We start from the raw sequence: 14,528 nt of genomic DNA on the forward strand, positions 1-14,528 counted from the left end.
ACCCCTGCAGGCGCTAGGCGATCCCCTTGGGGATCGCCTTCTTGACGGGGGCGGCGAAGTCCGTCAGCGGGCTCACGCCGCTCCCCGCGCGCTCCTTGGGCAGCGTGACCTCCACGTACGCCTTGCGTAGCGTGGAGGTGAAGCGGAACGATCCGTCGTCCTGCTCCTCGAGCAGCCAGTTGACGCCGTCCGCCGTCACGCCGTCCGCCTCGGGGTTGTTCATCTCGGTCGGTCTGGCGACACCGCAGCGCAGTATGATCGCCGGGTCTCCCCACCCGGCGGTCAGCTCGGACTTCGGCTCGGGATCAGCGCGCCCAAGACCGTCCACCTTCTTCGGCAGCTGCTTGTCCAGGTTCCGGCACAGTTCGGTGACCTTGCTGTCCGGGGTGGGAACCGCAGCCTTCACTGCTTCGTCTGCTGAGGAGCAGCCCGCGGACGCGATCAGGAGTGCGAGGGCGGGGGCCGAGACGAGGCAGCGACGCCGGCGACGGGAAATCTTCACCGGCCAAGGGTAGACGGGGGCTAGAGGTGCACGACGGGGCAGGTCAGGGTGCGGGTGATGCCGTCCACTTGCTGGACTTTGGCGACCACCATGCGGCCGAGTTCGTCCACCGTGTCCGCCTGGGCGCGCACGATGACATCGTAGGGTCCGGTCACGTCCTCGGCCTGGATGACTCCTGGGATCTTGCCGATCAGCTCGGCGACGGTCGACGCCTTGCCGACCTCTGTTTGGATCAGGATGTACGCCTGTACCACGGAACCTCCAGGGCGGCCACGAGGATCATGTGGGGAGAAGGGACGCCACGGTACCGCGTCGCCGCTTCCCACGGGGAGACCCGGGGGAGCTGTGGCGCGCACATCGCGGTGGACGGGCAACAGAAGTTGACGGTCATCTCGACCGTACCTATGACAGTGAAGGCTCGCGACCGCAAGCCGAGCAGCGTGAAAGGGCATGGTGACTCCCGGTGAAGGGAACCGTCGGCGAGTTGGGGGAGTTCGGACTCATCAGGGAACTCACCTCCCGGCTCACCACCACCCCGGCCGTCCGGCTCGGCCCGGGTGACGACGCCGCCGTCGTGTCGGCTCCCGACCGCAGGGTCGTGGCGAGCACCGACATCCTCCTGGAGGGACGGCACTTCCGCCGCGACTGGTCCACCGCGTACGACGTGGGCCGCAAGGCCGCCGCGCAGAACCTCGCCGACATCGCCGCGATGGGCGCCGTGCCGACCGCTCTCCTCCTGGGCCTGGTCGTCCCCGCCGAACTCCCCGCCAGCTGGCCCACCGAGCTCATGGACGGCCTGCGGGACGAATGCCAGGTCGCGGGAGCGGCCGTCGTGGGCGGCGACGTCGTACGCGGCGACACGATCACCGTCGCGATCACCGCGCTCGGCGATCTGCGCAACCACGAGCCGGTGACCCGCGCGGGCGCACAGCCCGGCGATGTCGTCGCCGTCACGGGCTGGTTGGGCTGGTCCGCCGCCGGGCACGCGGTGCTCTCGCGCGGCTTCCGCTCGCCCCGCGCCTTCGTGGAGGCCCACCGCAGGCCCGAACCGCCGTACCACGCGGGCCCCGCGGCCGCCGGCCTCGGCGCGACCTCGATGACGGACGTGAGCGACGGCCTCATCGCCGACCTCGGGCACATCGCCGATTCGAGCAAGGTACGCATCGACATCCGCTCCGGAGACGTCGACGTGCCCTCCCAGATGAACGACATCGGCCAGGCCGTCGGCGTCGACCCGCTGCAGTGGGTGCTCAACGGCGGCGAGGACCACGCCATCGTGGCGACGTTCCCGCCGGACGTGAAGCTGCCCGCCCGCTGGAAGGTCATCGGCGAGGTCCTCAACCCCTCGGCCCTGCCGCAGGTGACGGTCGACGGCGCGCCCTGGACCAGCAAGGGCTGGGACCACTTCGGCGACAACCTCGAGGACTGACCAGGACCGCCGTGCCCCCGCGCGGAACTCCCTTGGCGTACAAGGCTTTTGGGAGCTGCCGGTGGAAGCGGTGCGCGCGCACCGGGGCGATCGGAGGCCGGGTGCGCGCTCGGCGGCGGGATCGGGCCCGTGGATCATGGGTGGCGGTTCAAGAACCGGCGGTGAGTGCTGGGGACCCCCGAAGACCCGAAGCCCCGGAGCAGAGCTGTGGGCACACGAAAGAGCCGGTCCCCCGAAGGGGACCGGCTCTTTCAGCAACCAGCTAGGTGGCCGCGCTTACTTGCGTCAGCGCGAGACCTTGCCGGCCTTGATGCACGAGGTGCAGGCGTTGAGCCGCTTCGGCGTCCCGCTGACCACGGCACGAACGCGCTGGATGTTCGGGTTCCAGCGACGGGACGTACGGCGGTGAGAGTGCGAGATGTTGTTGCCGAAGCTCGGCCCCTTGCCGCAGACGTCGCAGTTGGCAGCCACGGGTCACTCCAAGACTTCAGATGCACTTACGGGTAATCCCGGCATGCCGGGATCAGTGCAATGATCGTGGGTGGCGTTGCCAGGAGGAAGGTCCCGATGGGTATCGGGCAACCGGAGCAGCATACAACGACTGCTTCGGTAGAACGAAACTACCATGTCTCGCCCCGGCCCCGCCCCGGGCCCTTCGCCCGTCCCGGTCTACGCTGCGTCCATTCCGGATGCCCTTAGGAGGCGAGCAGGTGCCGCAGAACCTCGACGCCGTCGCGGTGCGCGCCTGGTGCGGCCTCGCTCTGGACGCCCTGGGGCGGGCCCGCGAGGAGATCGACGCGATCAACGTCTATCCGGTCGCGGACGGGGACACCGGAACCAACCTCTACCTGACCGTGGAATCGGCGTCCCAGGCGGTCGACGCGGTCTTCACCGGCCTCGACCCGGCCCGGCCGGCCCTGGCCGAGGCCGCGCGGGCCATGGCGCACGGCGCGCTGATCGGGGCCCGCGGGAACTCGGGCACCATCCTGTCGCAGCTGCTGCGGGGCATGGCGCAGGTGCTCGGCGCCGACCGTGACACCGATCACGCCGACGGCCGGGCTCTGGCGCTCGCGCTGCGGCGGGCCGCCGAGTCGGCCTACCAAGCGGTCGCGCATCCCGTGGAGGGCACCGTCCTGACGGTGGCCGCCGCCGCTGCCGACGCGGCCTTTGGCGCCGACGGCGACTGCGGGGCGGTGGCGCGGGCCGCGTACGACGGGGCGTGCCGGGCGCTGGACGCGACGCCGGAGCAGCTCGCGGTGCTCGGGCGCGCGGGAGTGGTGGACGCCGGGGGACGCGGGCTCGTGGCGGTGCTCGGGGCTCTGGTGGGGGCTCTGTCGGGCGGGACGGCCTCTCCGTACGTGAAGACCGCCTCCCCGTACGGGAAGGCGGCCGAGTCGGGCGGCCACGCGCGCGTGGAGCCCGCGGAACCCCTTGAGTGCCAGGACCCCCAGGCCGACGCGGAGTGCCAGGACCCCCAGGCCGACGCGGCAGCCCCCGCCTTCGAGGTGATCTACCTCCTGGAGGCCGACGACGCGGCCGTCGCACGGCTGCGGACACGGCTCGACGGACTCGGTGACTCGCTCGTCGTCGTCGGCGGGGACGGGCTGTGGAACGTCCACGTCCATGTGGACGACGCCGGGGCAGCCGTCGAGGCGGGCGTCGAGGCGGGGCGGCCCCACCGCATCCGCATCACCCACTTCGGGGTCGGGGACGCGCACACCGCGGGCGTCACGCAGCCGCCACGGGAGCGGGTCCAGCGCGGGATCGTCGCCGTCGTCCCGGGGGAGGGGCTCGCTGGTCTCTACGCCGATGCCGGGGCGACCACCGTGCCCACGCGCCCCGGGGAGCCGCCCGCCAGCGGGGAGCTCGTCGAGGCGATCCGGCGTGCCCACGCGCGCGAGGTGGTGCTCCTGCCGAACGACGCCGAGCTGCGCCACACCGCTGCCGCCGCCGCGGAGCAGGCCCGCACCGAAGGGGTGCGCGTCGCGCTGATCCCCACCCGGTCCGCGGTCCAGGGCATCGCGGCGCTGGCCGTGCACGAGCCGGACCGCCGCTTCGACGAGGACGTCGTCGCGATGACCTCGGCGGCCGGAGCGACCCGGTACGCCGAACTGGCCGTCGCCGAGCGGCAGTCGTGGACCATGGCGGGCATCTGCCAGGCCGGTGACGTCCTCGGCCTGATCGACGGCGACGTCGCGGTGATCGGCGACGACACCACACGCACCGCGCGCTCCGTCCTCGACCGGATGCTGGCCGCGGGTGGCGAGATGGTCACGCTGGTGCTCGGGGACGACGTGCCGGACAGCCTCGGCGACCAGCTGGAGAAGCATGTGCGCGAGGCGCATCTGGCGGTCGACACGGTGGTCTACCGCGGGGGACGCCAGTCGGCGCTGCTGCTGATCGGCGTGGAGTAGCCGCCGCGTTCAGCCTTCCTGACCAGCGGATTTCGGGGACGTACGCCGAATTGTCAGTGGCGTGGTGTGCAATGGATCTCGTGCCCGCGCTCGAAGAACCCCTGAAGAAAGTGGTCGGTCCCGCCACCGCGAAGGTGATGGCCGAGCACCTGGACCTGCACACCGTCGGCGACCTGCTGCACCACTATCCGCGGAGGTACGCGGAGCGTGGCGAGCTCACCCGTCTCGCCGACCTGCCGCTGGACGAGCACGTCACGGTGGTCGCCCAGGTCGCGACGGCGCGCATCCTGACGTTCAACGGCGGCAGGGGCCAGCGCCTCGAAGTGACGATCACCGACGGCAGCGGCCAGCTCCAGCTGGTCTTCTTCGGCCGCGGCATCCACAAGCCGCACAAGGACCTGCTGCCCGGCACGCGCGCGATGTTCGCGGGCAAGGCATCCGTCTTCAACCGCAAGATGCAGCTCGCCCACCCGGCGTACGAACTCCTGAAGGGCGACTCGGACGACGCGGACGAGGCCGTCGGCTCCTGGGCGGGCGCCCTCATCCCGATCTATCCGGCCACCGCCAAGCTGGAGTCCTGGAAGATCGCCAAGTCCATCGACGCGGTCCTGCCCAGCGCCCAGGAGGCCGTCGACCCGCTGCCGCCGAGCCTGCGCGACGGCCGTGAGCTGATCCCGCTCCCCGAGGCGCTCCTGAAGATCCACCGCCCGCACACCAAGGCGGACATCGAATCAGCCCGCGACCGCCTGAAGTGGGACGAGGCCTTCGTCCTGCAGGTGGCCCTGGCCCGCCGGAGGTACGCGGACGCGCAGCTCCCCGCGATCGCCCGCCGCCCCCGCGAGGGCGGCCTGCTCGACGCCTTCGACGCCAAGCTGCCCTTCACGCTCACCGAGGGCCAGGAGAAGGTCTCCAAGGAGATCTTCGACGACCTGGCGACCGAGCACCCGATGCACCGCCTCCTCCAGGGGGAGGTCGGTTCCGGCAAGACGATGGTGGCCCTGCGCGCCATGCTCGCCGTCGTGGACGCGGGCGGGCAGGCCGCGATGCTCGCGCCCACCGAAGTCCTGGCCCAGCAGCATCACCGCTCGATCACCGAGATGATGGGCGAGCTCGCCGAGGGCGGCATGCTCGGCGGCTCGGACCAGGGCACGAAGGTCACGCTGCTCACCGGCTCCATGGGCATGGCGGCCCGGCGCCAGGCGCTGCTCGACCTGGTCACGGGCGAGGCAGGGATCGTCATCGGCACGCACGCGCTGATCGAGGACAAGGTCCAGTTCCACGACCTGGGCCTGGTCGTCGTCGACGAACAGCACCGCTTCGGGGTCGAGCAGCGCGACGCCCTGCGCGGCAAGGGCAAGCAGCCCCCGCACCTCCTCGTCATGACGGCCACGCCCATCCCGCGGACGGTCGCGATGACCGTCTTCGGCGACCTGGAGACCTCGGTCCTCGACCAGCTCCCCGCGGGCCGCTCGCCGATCGCCAGCCATGTCGTCCCGGCCGAGGACAAGCCCCACTTCCTGGCACGCGCGTGGGAGCGCGTGCGCGAGGAGGTCGAGAACGGCCACCAGGCGTACGTGGTCTGCCCCCGGATCGGCGACGAGGACGACGACCCGAAGAAGGCCAAGAAGAAGGCCGAGGAGGAGGCGACCGCCGAGAAGCGGCCACCGCTCGCCGTCATCGAGGTCGCCGAGCAGCTCGCCCGCGGTCCGCTGAGCGGCCTCAAGGTGGAGGTCCTGCACGGCCGCATGCAGCCCGACGACAAGGACGCGGTGATGCGCCGCTTCGCCGCGGGAGAGACCCAGGTCCTGGTCGCGACGACGGTCATCGAGGTCGGCGTGAACGTCCCGAACGCCACCGCCATGGTGATCATGGACGCGGACCGCTTCGGCGTATCGCAGCTGCATCAGCTGCGCGGCCGCGTCGGCCGTGGCTCGGCCCCCGGCCTCTGCCTCCTGGTCACCGACATGCCCGAGGCGAGTCCCGCCCGCGCCCGCCTGGGAGCCGTGGCCGCGACGCTCGACGGCTTCGAGCTCTCCCGGATCGACCTGGAGCAGCGCCGCGAGGGCGACGTACTGGGCCAGGCGCAGTCCGGTGTCCGCTCCAGCCTGCGCATGCTCGCGGTCATCGAGGACGAGGAGATCATCGCCGAGGCCCGCGAGGAGGCCGTCGCCGTGGTCTCCAAGGACCCTGACCTGGAGCACCTGCCCGAGCTGCGCACGGCCCTTGACGCCCTCCTGGACGACGAGCGCGAGCAGTACCTCGACAAGGGCTGACAGGCAGCGGGGGCACAGGGGCTGAGAGACTGAGCCCGGATCTTCCCGTACGGACACCGACAAGGACTCAGATGACCCGCGTGATCGCCGGTGTGGCCGGCGGACGTCGCCTCGCCGTCCCGCCAGGAAACGGCACACGGCCCACGTCCGACCGAGCGCGCGAGGGCCTGTTCTCCACCTGGCAGGCCCTGCAGGGCACGTTGGACGGGGCACGCGTCCTCGACCTGTACGCCGGGTCCGGCGCAGTGGGCCTCGAAGCGCTCTCGCGCGGCGCGGGCCACGCCCTGCTCGTCGAGGCCGACACCGGCGCGGTGCGCACCATCAGGGAGAACGTGAAGTCCATCGGCCTGCCCGGTGCCGAGGTCCGGTCGGGCAAAGCGGCCCAGATCGTCCAGGGCGGCACTCCCGCGGCCCCGTACGACCTGGTCTTCCTCGACCCTCCGTACGCCGTCACCGATGACGATCTTCGCGAGATCCTGCTCACACTCCGCGCGGAACGCTGGCTCACGGGCGATGCGCTCGTCACCGTTGAACGCAGTACCAGAGGCGGAGAATTCTGCTGGCCCGACGGCTTCGAGGCACTGAGGTCCCGTCGCTACGGCGAAGGCACGTTTTGGTACGGTCGCGCCGCCTCTACGTGCGACGACTCAGTGATCGCGCCATGACCGGACCGGAGAGCGAGGGACTTCAGTTGCGCCGCGCCGTCTGTCCGGGGTCATTCGACCCCATCACCAATGGACACCTCGACATCATCGCCCGCGCCTCCAGGCTGTACGACGTGGTGCACGTCGCGGTGATGATCAATCAGTCGAAGAAGGGCCTGTTCTCCGTCGAGGAGCGGATCGAGCTGATCCGTGAGGTCACCGCCGACTTCGGGAACGTCGAGGTCGAGTCCTTCCACGGCCTTCTCGTCGACTTCTGCAAGCAGCGCGACATCCCGGCCATCGTCAAGGGCCTGCGCGCGGTCAGCGATTTCGACTACGAACTGCAGATGGCCCAGATGAACAACGGCCTCTCGGGCGTCGAGACCCTGTTCGTGCCCACCAACCCCACCTACAGCTTCCTCTCCTCCTCGCTGGTCAAGGAGGTGGCAGCCTGGGGCGGCGACGTCGCCCACCTGCTGCCGCCGCTCGTCCACGAGGCGCTCGTCGAACGCCTGGGCAAGAAGTGACCCACTGACAGTTCGTCACCCGGTGTCGGGCGGTCGGCCACTGGCCTTACAGTCGTCCCGTCCGTCTCCAAACCAGCTGTAGAGAGTGGCGAGCACACGGTGGACGTGCAGAAGAAGATCGACGAGATCGTCGAGGCGGTCGGCAGCGCCCGGTCCATGCCCATGTCGGCCTCGTGCGTGGTCAACCGCGCCGATCTCCTGTCGATGCTCGAAGAGGTGCGCCAGGCACTGCCCGGTTCCCTCGCCCAGGCCCAGGAGCTCATCGGCGGCCGCGAGCAGCTGGTCGAGCAGGCCCGCCAGGAGGCCGACCGCATCATCGAGACCGCGCACGCCGAGCGGGGCTCGCTGATCTCCGACACGGAGGTCGCCCGCAATTCCCAGGGCGAGGCCGCGCGCATCCTCGCCGAGGCGCGGCAGGCCGCCGACGAGGTCCGCGTCGAGGCCGACGACTACGTGGACAGCAAGCTGGCCAACTTCGAGGTCGTCCTCACCAAGACCCTCGGCTCCGTCGGCCGCGGCCGCGAGAAGCTCCTCGGCACCGGACCCGGCCTCGACGAGCAGGGTTACGAGGACGAGGACGCCCCGCAGCGCAGCCACGACCCCGAGACCCTGCGCCGGGACGCGGACGCGTACGTCGACGCCAAGCTCGGCGCCTTCGAGGCGGTCCTGGCCAAGACCCTGGAGGCGGTCGGCCGCGGCCGCCAGACCCTGCACGGCCGTGCGCCCGCCGACGACCTCGCGGCCCTCGCCGAGGGCCTCGGATCCCAGGCGCACACCACGGACGCCGAGTACCTCGCGGGCCTCACCGACCCCACGGCCGCCGCGGCCCCCGCCCCGGAGCCCCCGCAGGCCCCGCAGCCGCCCCAGGCACCCCCGCAGATCCCCGTGCAGCAGCCGTACGCCCCGCCCCAGCAGGAGCCGGACCCGTACGCCTACCAGCAGCAGGATCAGTACGCCTACCAGCAGCAGTACGCCCAGCAGGATCCGTACGGCTACCAGCAGCAGGATCCCTACGGCTACCCGCAGCAGGGATACGACCAGGCGGCCCAGCAGCAGGGGTACGGCGACCAGCAGCAGCACCACCAGCAGCAGCAGGCCCCCGGGGTGCTCGACGAGACCAGTCTCTTCGACACCGGCATGATCACCGCGGAGCAGCTGCGCCAGTACGAACAGGGCCGCTAGCCCCTGCCCCGAGGCCTGTCCGGGACCGGATTGGGCCGAGAGCGAATGGTCCAGTATCCTGGCTCTTCGGTCGCGCGTACGTCCGCGATCCAGGCTGCCCGGCTAGTGAGCCAAGCTCACGACGGGGGCGGCCCTCCTTGAACTTCCAGGATTCGAAAGCAGGAAAAGCCCTGAGTGCTCGCCTTGACCACCGAAACCCACTCGTGTTCGACACACACGAGCTGGGTCGGCGTCCCGGTGCGCTGCAGCGGCTGACCCGTTCCATCGAGGCCCCCGGTTCGCCGGATGTCTTCGGTATCGAAGGGGTCATCGGAGTGCCGGCAGGTGCTTCGGTCGAGCTGGAGATCCGTCTTGAGTCGGTCATGGAAGGGGTGCTTGTCACAGGCACCGCCCGTGCGTCGGCCGAGGGGGAGTGCGTAAGGTGTCTGGAGCCGCTGAAGCTTGAGGTGGACGCGGATTTCCAGGAGATGTTCTCGTACCCTGACGCCGACGACCGGAGCCGCACCGCGGAACCGGCCGACGACGCCGAGGAAGATGAGGACAGGCTCTATCTCGAGGACGGCTTGTTCGACCTCGAACCCGCGCTGCGTGACGCGGTAGTGCTCGCACTGCCGATGCAGCCGGTGTGCCGGGACGACTGTCCGGGCCTGTGTTCCCAGTGCGGAGCACGGCTCGCGGACGACCCGGACCACCACCATGACGCCGTCGACATTCGTTGGGCGGCACTGCAGGGACTCGCCGGGACCATCCAGGACGGCGAGAAGGACGACGTGAGCGGCGCCGAAGCCGGCGTCGACGAGAAGCAGGAGAAGTAGCCGTGGCTGTTCCGAAGCGGAAGATGTCGCGCAGCAACACGCGCCACCGCCGGTCGCAGTGGAAGGCTGCGGTCCCCACCCTGGTTGCGTGCGAGCGCTGCCACGAGCCGAAGCAGCAGCACATCGCGTGCCCGAGCTGCGGCACGTACAACAAGCGCCAGGTCCTCGAGGTCTGAGCGGCTGGTGAGAGGCACCGTGTCTAGCCACAAAATGGCGGATGACGCCAAGGCGGAAAACGCCAAGAAGCAGGCGGAAAACACGGCCTCGTCCCACACGCTTTTGGAAGGGCGGCTCGGGTACAGACTCGAGTCCGCCCTTCTGGTGCGTGCACTGACCCACCGTTCGTACGCGTACGAGAACGGCGGTCTGCCGACGAATGAACGGCTCGAGTTCCTCGGGGACTCGGTGCTGGGACTCGTCGTCACGGACACGCTCTATCGCACCCACCCCGACCTGCCCGAAGGCCAGCTGGCCAAGTTGCGGGCCGCGGTGGTCAATTCGCGTGCGTTGGCGGAGGTCAGTCGTGGCCTCGAACTCGGTCTCTTCATCCGGCTCGGCCGGGGCGAAGAGGGCACGGGTGGCCGGGACAAGGCATCCATCCTCGCCGACACCCTTGAAGCGGTGATCGGCGCGGTCTATCTGGACCAGGGTCTGGACGCGGCGGGCGAGCTGGTGCACCGGCTCTTCGACCCGCTGATCGAGAAGTCCTCGAACCTGGGCGCGGGCCTGGACTGGAAAACCAGCCTCCAGGAGCTCACCGCGACCGAGAGCCTCGGTGTTCCCGAGTACCTCGTCACGGAGAGCGGCCCGGACCACGAGAAGACCTTTACTGCTGCCGCCCGCGTCGGAGGCGTCTCGTACGGCACCGGCACCGGCCGCAGCAAGAAGGAAGCGGAGCAGCAGGCCGCGGAGTCCGCGTGGCGCGAGATTCGCGCTGCCGCGGATGAGCGGATCAAGGCGGCGGAGGCTTCCGACGCCGCCACCGCAGCTGCTCCCGCTGCCGCGGAGGTTGACGGGGCTGCCGAAGCCTCCTCTGCCTGACAGCTCTAATGTTGGTGCCGGTCGCCCTCTGGGTGGCCGGCACCAGTCATTTCGCCGCTTCGCGGCATTCTTTCCCTTCTCACCCACCCGATTGCCCCGGAGTAGTCACATGCCCGAGCTGCCCGAGGTCGAAGTCGTCCGGCGTGGGCTCGAGCGGTGGGTGGCTCAGCGCACCGTCGCCGATGTCGAGGTGCTGCATCCTCGGGCCGTGCGGCGGCATGTCGCGGGCGGTGACGACTTCGGGCTCCGCCTCAAGGGCCACCGAGTCGGTACGGCGATGCGGCGCGGGAAGTATCTCTGGCTGCCCGTCGAGGACAGCGGCACCTCGATCCTCGCCCATCTCGGCATGAGCGGGCAGCTGCTCGTCCAGCCCCAAGAGGCTCCGGACGAGAAGCACTTGCGGATCCGGATCCGCTTCGCCGACGCGCTCGGCACCGAGCTGCGCTTCGTCGACCAGCGCACCTTCGGCGGGCTCTCGCTGCACGAGAGCACCCCGGACGGGCTGCCGGACGTCATCGCGCACATCGCGCGCGACCCGCTGGACGAGAAGTTCGACGACGCGGCCTTCCACGCCGCGCTGCGCCGCCGTCGTACGACGATCAAACGCGCCCTGCTCGACCAGTCGTTGATCAGCGGCGTCGGCAACATCTACGCGGACGAGGCCCTTTGGCGGGCGAAGCTGCACTACGAGCGGCCCACCGCCACGTTCACGCGTCCGCGCACGGCCCAACTCCTGGGCCACGTACGGGACGTGATGAACGCCGCCCTCGCCGTCGGCGGCACGAGCTTCGACAGCCTGTACGTGAACGTGAACGGCGAGTCCGGGTACTTCGAGCGGTCGCTCGACGCCTACGGCCGTGAGGACGAGCCGTGCCGCCGCTGCGGTACGCCGATGCGCCGGCGGCCCTGGATGAACCGCTCCAGCTACTTCTGCCCGCGCTGTCAGCGGCCGCCGGCCGCCACGCTGTCGTAGCGCTCGCGCGCTTCGAGGACGCCGTCCATCCTGCCCTCCACGAAGTGGATGAGGCTCATCAGGCGATCGGCGATCTCCCGCCCCAGCGGGGTGAGCCGATACTCCACGCGCGGCGGGTTGGTGGGCTGTGCCTCGCGGTGGACCAGGCCGTCGCGCTCCAGCGCGTGCAGGGTCTGGGACAGCATCTTCTCGCTCACGCCGTCGACCCGGCGGCGCAGTTCGTTGAAACGGAACGTGCCGTCGTGCAGCGCGCCCAGGGTGAGTGCTCCCCAGCGTCCGGTGACGTGCTCCAGGGTGCCGCGCGAGGGGCACTGCTTGGAGAACACGTCGTACGCCAGGTCGTCCGCGGCCTGGGCGTCTTCGGCCGGAGCGTCTTCGGCCTGGACGTCTTCGGCCTGAGCGGTGGAATCCATGCCGACAGCATACTCCCGCACAGCGCTATCTGACGGGTTGCGCTAACTAGAAGTTAGTGCTTTCCTTCAGTCACTGCTCGGAGTCCGTCCGACTGTTCTGTTCCGCTGTGCTGCCGCCGTATGAGGAGTCCCCACCATGACCAGCCCTGTTGTCGCGATCGCCTATCACTCGGGCTTCGGCCACACCGCCGTCGTCGCCGAGGCGGTCCGCGCCGGTGCCGCCGACGCGGGCGCCACCGTTCACCTGATCAAGGTCGACGAGATCACCGAGGCGGACTGGGAGCTGCTCGACGCCGCGGACGCGATCGTCTTCGGTTCGCCCACCTACATGGGCACCGCGTCCGGTGCCTTCCACGTCTTCGCGGAGGCCTCGTCGAAGCGCTGGTTCGCCAAGACGTGGCACGACAAGCTCGCCGCCGGATTCACGAACTCCGGTTCCAAGAGCGGCGACAAGCTGCACACCTTGCAGTACTTCCAGACGCTCGCGGCACAGCACGCGATGCACTGGGTGAGCCTCGGTCTGACCCCGGGCTGGAACTCCACGCAGGGTTCCGAGCACGACCTCAACCGTCTCGGCTTCTTCTCGGGCGCCGCCGCGCAGACCAACGCCGACGAGGGCCCCGAAGGCGTGCACAAGGCGGACATCGCCACGGCCGAGCACCTCGGCCGCCGGATCACGCAGACCGCACAGGTGTTCGTGACGGGCCGCGCGGCTGTCGCGCCGACCGCGGCCTGATGAATCCTGGGGCTTCCTAGAAGCCGAAGTCCTGCGTCCACCAAGGGCCGCCCGGCGCGAAGTGCGCGCCGACGCCCAGGGTCTTGTAGTCGCAGTTGAGGATGTTGGCCCGGTGGCCGGGGCTGTTCATCCAGGCGTCCATCACGGACTGGGCGTTCGCCTGGCCGCGGGCGATGTTCTCGCCGCCCAGGTCCGATATCCCGGCCTTCTCGGCGCGGTCCCACGGGGTCGCGCCGTCCGGGTCGGTGTGGTCGAAGAAGTCGCGCTCGGCCATGTCCGAGCTGAACGCTCCGGCGAGCGAGGCCAGCGCGGCGTCGGCGCGCACGGGGGAGCAGCCGACCTTGGCCCGCTCCGCGTTGACCAGGGTGAGCACCGCGGCCTCGGCCGCGCTCTCGGTGGACGGCGACTTCGAGCCGGTGACCGGCGGGGCCTTCGGCTTCTCGGAGGGGGTGCGCGAGGGGCTCGGGGGAGTCGTCTTCTTCTGCTTCTCGTCGGCCTCGGGCGCGGGCGCCTTGGTCGACGGCTTCTTCGACGGCTCGGCCGTAGGCTTCTCGGTGGTCTTCGAGGGGGAGGGGGCCGGGGCGTCGGGGCGCTCGGAGCCGCGGCTCGGCGGGGCCGACTCGCGGTCGGCGGTGCCGTTCTCGCCGCCCTGCGGTGTCACCTCGCTCGGGGTGGTGGCAGCACGCACCTTGTTCGAGTCGCCGCCACCGCCCAGGGAGTAGTTCTCGGCGCCCGGGACCAGGCCGGATGCGACGGCCACGGCGCCCATGGCGACGGCTGCCGACACGCCGAGCAGGCCGGTGCGCACCGGTGTGGCGCGGCGGCCCCTGTGGCGGTGCGCGACGTTGGCGGGGCGGGGCTCCGGGACGCCGGCGTGCTCGCCCGCGTACACGTCGGAGACTCCAGTGGCGCGGCCGGTGGCGGCTGCCCCTGCGCCGGAGCGTCGGTGGCGTCCCATCTCCTGGCCTTCCTCGTCCTGGCGGTCAACGTGGCTCACCCATACGAGTGAGGCTCATCGAGTCGGGACTGTACGCGATGGCGCATGGGGACGAAGTGCTCCGAGTGCAATTGGCCGGTTAGCGTGCACCCATGAACGAAGAAGTCAGAGTCACGGCCTGGGTGCGTGGCCAGGTGCAAGGCGTGGGATTCCGCTGGTTCACGCGGGCCAAGGCTCTGGAGATCGGGGGCCTGAGTGGTTTTGCTCTCAATCTGGACGACGGCCGTGTGCAAGTCGTCGCAGAGGGTCCGCGCGCGGGCGCCCAGGGGCTGCTCGACTGGCTGCGCGAGGGCGACACACCCGGCCGCGTCGACGGCGTCACTGAGATCTGGGACACTCCGCGCGGCATCTACGAGACGTTCGCGATTCGCTGACGGAGAGCCGCCGTGCGGACGCGCTCCGGTGTGGTCAGGGCGACTGTCAGGGGCAGGAAACGCCTGGTGGTTGCCAAGAAGGGCGCGTCGTGGCAGGCTCCCAAGTGCAGGATGATCGACACGCCCCCAGGGCCCCGCAGCAGAGGCAGCGCCGCCGTTTCCACGGCCGCAAGCCCCCGGGTTGCCCGCCAATACGGGGCGTGATCGT

17 protein-coding genes are annotated in these 14,528 nt (G+C 70.4%); 12 read left to right on the top strand and 5 right to left on the bottom strand.

What is annotated here, in order from left to right; genetic code table 11:
* Positions 1-13: 13 nt before the first annotated feature.
* Entirely contained in the window at positions 14-496 is a 483-nt protein-coding gene (locus AC07AG_RS39060) for a DUF3515 domain-containing protein (protein WP_478761704.1), read from the bottom strand.
* A 26-nt stretch (positions 497-522) separates the two neighbouring features.
* Positions 523-756 (bottom strand): Lrp/AsnC family transcriptional regulator, encoded by a 234-nt coding sequence (locus tag AC07AG_RS39065; RefSeq protein WP_016642988.1) that lies wholly within the window; start codon positions 754-756, stop codon positions 523-525.
* Between the two features lie 209 nt (positions 757-965).
* On the opposite strand from AC07AG_RS39065, the gene AC07AG_RS39070 reads away from it, so the two are divergent.
* Positions 966-1,931 (top strand): thiamine-phosphate kinase, encoded by a 966-nt coding sequence (locus AC07AG_RS39070; RefSeq protein WP_478761521.1) that lies wholly within the window; start codon positions 966-968, stop codon positions 1,929-1,931.
* 285 nt (positions 1,932-2,216) lie between these two features.
* Here the strand turns inward: AC07AG_RS39070 and rpmB are convergent, their stop codons facing one another.
* Positions 2,217-2,402, bottom strand: a complete 186-nt coding sequence (gene rpmB, locus AC07AG_RS39075; protein WP_160507429.1) for a 50S ribosomal protein L28 — start codon at positions 2,400-2,402, stop codon at positions 2,217-2,219.
* Between the two features lie 218 nt (positions 2,403-2,620).
* Between rpmB and AC07AG_RS39080 the strand changes: the two genes are divergently transcribed.
* From AC07AG_RS39080 to mutM, 9 genes are all read left to right on the top strand, one after another.
* A complete protein-coding gene (locus AC07AG_RS39080; RefSeq protein ID WP_478761523.1) occupies positions 2,621-4,345 on the top strand; it encodes a DAK2 domain-containing protein in 1,725 nt (574 codons plus the stop codon).
* 71 nt (positions 4,346-4,416) lie between these two features.
* The gene (recG, locus tag AC07AG_RS39085) at positions 4,417-6,618 is read left to right on the top strand and encodes an ATP-dependent DNA helicase RecG (RefSeq protein ID WP_478761525.1); all 2,202 of its coding nucleotides are present in this window, start codon (positions 4,417-4,419) and stop codon (positions 6,616-6,618) included.
* 71 nt (positions 6,619-6,689) lie between these two features.
* Positions 6,690-7,283: a 16S rRNA (guanine(966)-N(2))-methyltransferase RsmD gene (gene rsmD / locus AC07AG_RS39090; protein ID WP_478761526.1), complete on the top strand. Its 594-nt coding sequence runs from the start codon at positions 6,690-6,692 to the stop codon at positions 7,281-7,283.
* A 26-nt stretch (positions 7,284-7,309) separates the two neighbouring features.
* Positions 7,310-7,789 (top strand): pantetheine-phosphate adenylyltransferase, encoded by a 480-nt coding sequence (gene coaD, locus AC07AG_RS39095; RefSeq protein ID WP_361056201.1) that lies wholly within the window; start codon positions 7,310-7,312, stop codon positions 7,787-7,789.
* A 99-nt stretch (positions 7,790-7,888) separates the two neighbouring features.
* Positions 7,889-8,971 (top strand): cell division initiation protein, encoded by a 1,083-nt coding sequence (locus AC07AG_RS39100; protein ID WP_478761528.1) that lies wholly within the window; start codon positions 7,889-7,891, stop codon positions 8,969-8,971.
* Positions 8,972-9,108: 137 nt separating this feature from the next.
* Positions 9,109-9,786 (top strand): YceD family protein, encoded by a 678-nt coding sequence (locus tag AC07AG_RS39105; protein ID WP_478761530.1) that lies wholly within the window; start codon positions 9,109-9,111, stop codon positions 9,784-9,786.
* Positions 9,787-9,788: 2 nt separating this feature from the next.
* The gene (rpmF, locus tag AC07AG_RS39110; protein WP_003951102.1) at positions 9,789-9,962 is read left to right on the top strand and encodes a 50S ribosomal protein L32; all 174 of its coding nucleotides are present in this window, start codon (positions 9,789-9,791) and stop codon (positions 9,960-9,962) included.
* Between the two features lie 7 nt (positions 9,963-9,969).
* Positions 9,970-10,827: a ribonuclease III gene (rnc, locus tag AC07AG_RS39115; RefSeq protein WP_478761532.1), complete on the top strand. Its 858-nt coding sequence runs from the start codon at positions 9,970-9,972 to the stop codon at positions 10,825-10,827.
* A gap of 109 nt (positions 10,828-10,936) precedes the next feature.
* Positions 10,937-11,800, top strand: a complete 864-nt coding sequence (gene mutM, locus AC07AG_RS39120; protein ID WP_478761533.1) for a bifunctional DNA-formamidopyrimidine glycosylase/DNA-(apurinic or apyrimidinic site) lyase — start codon at positions 10,937-10,939, stop codon at positions 11,798-11,800.
* On the opposite strand, the gene AC07AG_RS39125 is transcribed toward mutM, so the two are convergent.
* Entirely contained in the window at positions 11,770-12,213 is a 444-nt protein-coding gene (locus tag AC07AG_RS39125) for a winged helix-turn-helix transcriptional regulator (RefSeq protein WP_478761535.1), read from the bottom strand. The two genes, mutM and AC07AG_RS39125, sit on opposite strands and share 31 nt — an antisense overlap.
* A 136-nt stretch (positions 12,214-12,349) precedes the next feature.
* Here AC07AG_RS39125 and AC07AG_RS39130 point away from each other — a divergent pair, with 136 nt between their 5' ends.
* Complete coding sequence (locus AC07AG_RS39130; protein ID WP_478761537.1) at positions 12,350-12,949, top strand: flavodoxin family protein; 600 nt, start codon at positions 12,350-12,352, stop codon at positions 12,947-12,949.
* Positions 12,950-12,965: 16 nt separating this feature from the next.
* Here AC07AG_RS39130 and AC07AG_RS39135 read toward each other — a convergent pair whose 3' ends face one another.
* Positions 12,966-13,907, bottom strand: coding sequence for a CAP domain-containing protein (locus AC07AG_RS39135; RefSeq protein WP_478761706.1), 942 nt, complete (start codon positions 13,905-13,907; stop codon positions 12,966-12,968).
* A gap of 131 nt (positions 13,908-14,038) precedes the next feature.
* On the opposite strand from AC07AG_RS39135, the gene AC07AG_RS39140 reads away from it, so the two are divergent.
* Positions 14,039-14,320 (top strand): acylphosphatase, encoded by a 282-nt coding sequence (locus AC07AG_RS39140; RefSeq protein WP_249587510.1) that lies wholly within the window; start codon positions 14,039-14,041, stop codon positions 14,318-14,320.
* The last annotated feature ends 208 nt before the right edge of the window (positions 14,321-14,528 follow it).

The organism is Streptomyces sp. NPDC044044 (genome assembly GCF_056434405.1).

Excerpts from the sequence above, each read along its gene's own strand:
- mutM (WP_478761533.1), top strand. The coding sequence starts at position 10,937 with ATGCCCGAGCTGCCCGAGGTCGAAGTCGTCCGGCGTGGGCTCGAGCGG.
- AC07AG_RS39130 (WP_478761537.1), top strand. The coding sequence starts at position 12,350 with ATGACCAGCCCTGTTGTCGCGATCGCCTATCACTCGGGCTTCGGCCAC.
- rsmD (WP_478761526.1), top strand. The coding sequence starts at position 6,690 with ATGACCCGCGTGATCGCCGGTGTGGCCGGCGGACGTCGCCTCGCCGTC.
- AC07AG_RS39125 (WP_478761535.1), bottom strand. The coding sequence starts at position 12,213 with ATGGATTCCACCGCTCAGGCCGAAGACGTCCAGGCCGAAGACGCTCCG.
- recG (WP_478761525.1), top strand. The coding sequence starts at position 4,417 with ATGGATCTCGTGCCCGCGCTCGAAGAACCCCTGAAGAAAGTGGTCGGT.
- AC07AG_RS39140 (WP_249587510.1), top strand. The coding sequence starts at position 14,039 with ATGAACGAAGAAGTCAGAGTCACGGCCTGGGTGCGTGGCCAGGTGCAA.
- AC07AG_RS39135 (WP_478761706.1), bottom strand. The coding sequence starts at position 13,907 with ATGGGACGCCACCGACGCTCCGGCGCAGGGGCAGCCGCCACCGGCCGC.
- AC07AG_RS39080 (WP_478761523.1), top strand. The coding sequence starts at position 2,621 with ATGCCCTTAGGAGGCGAGCAGGTGCCGCAGAACCTCGACGCCGTCGCG.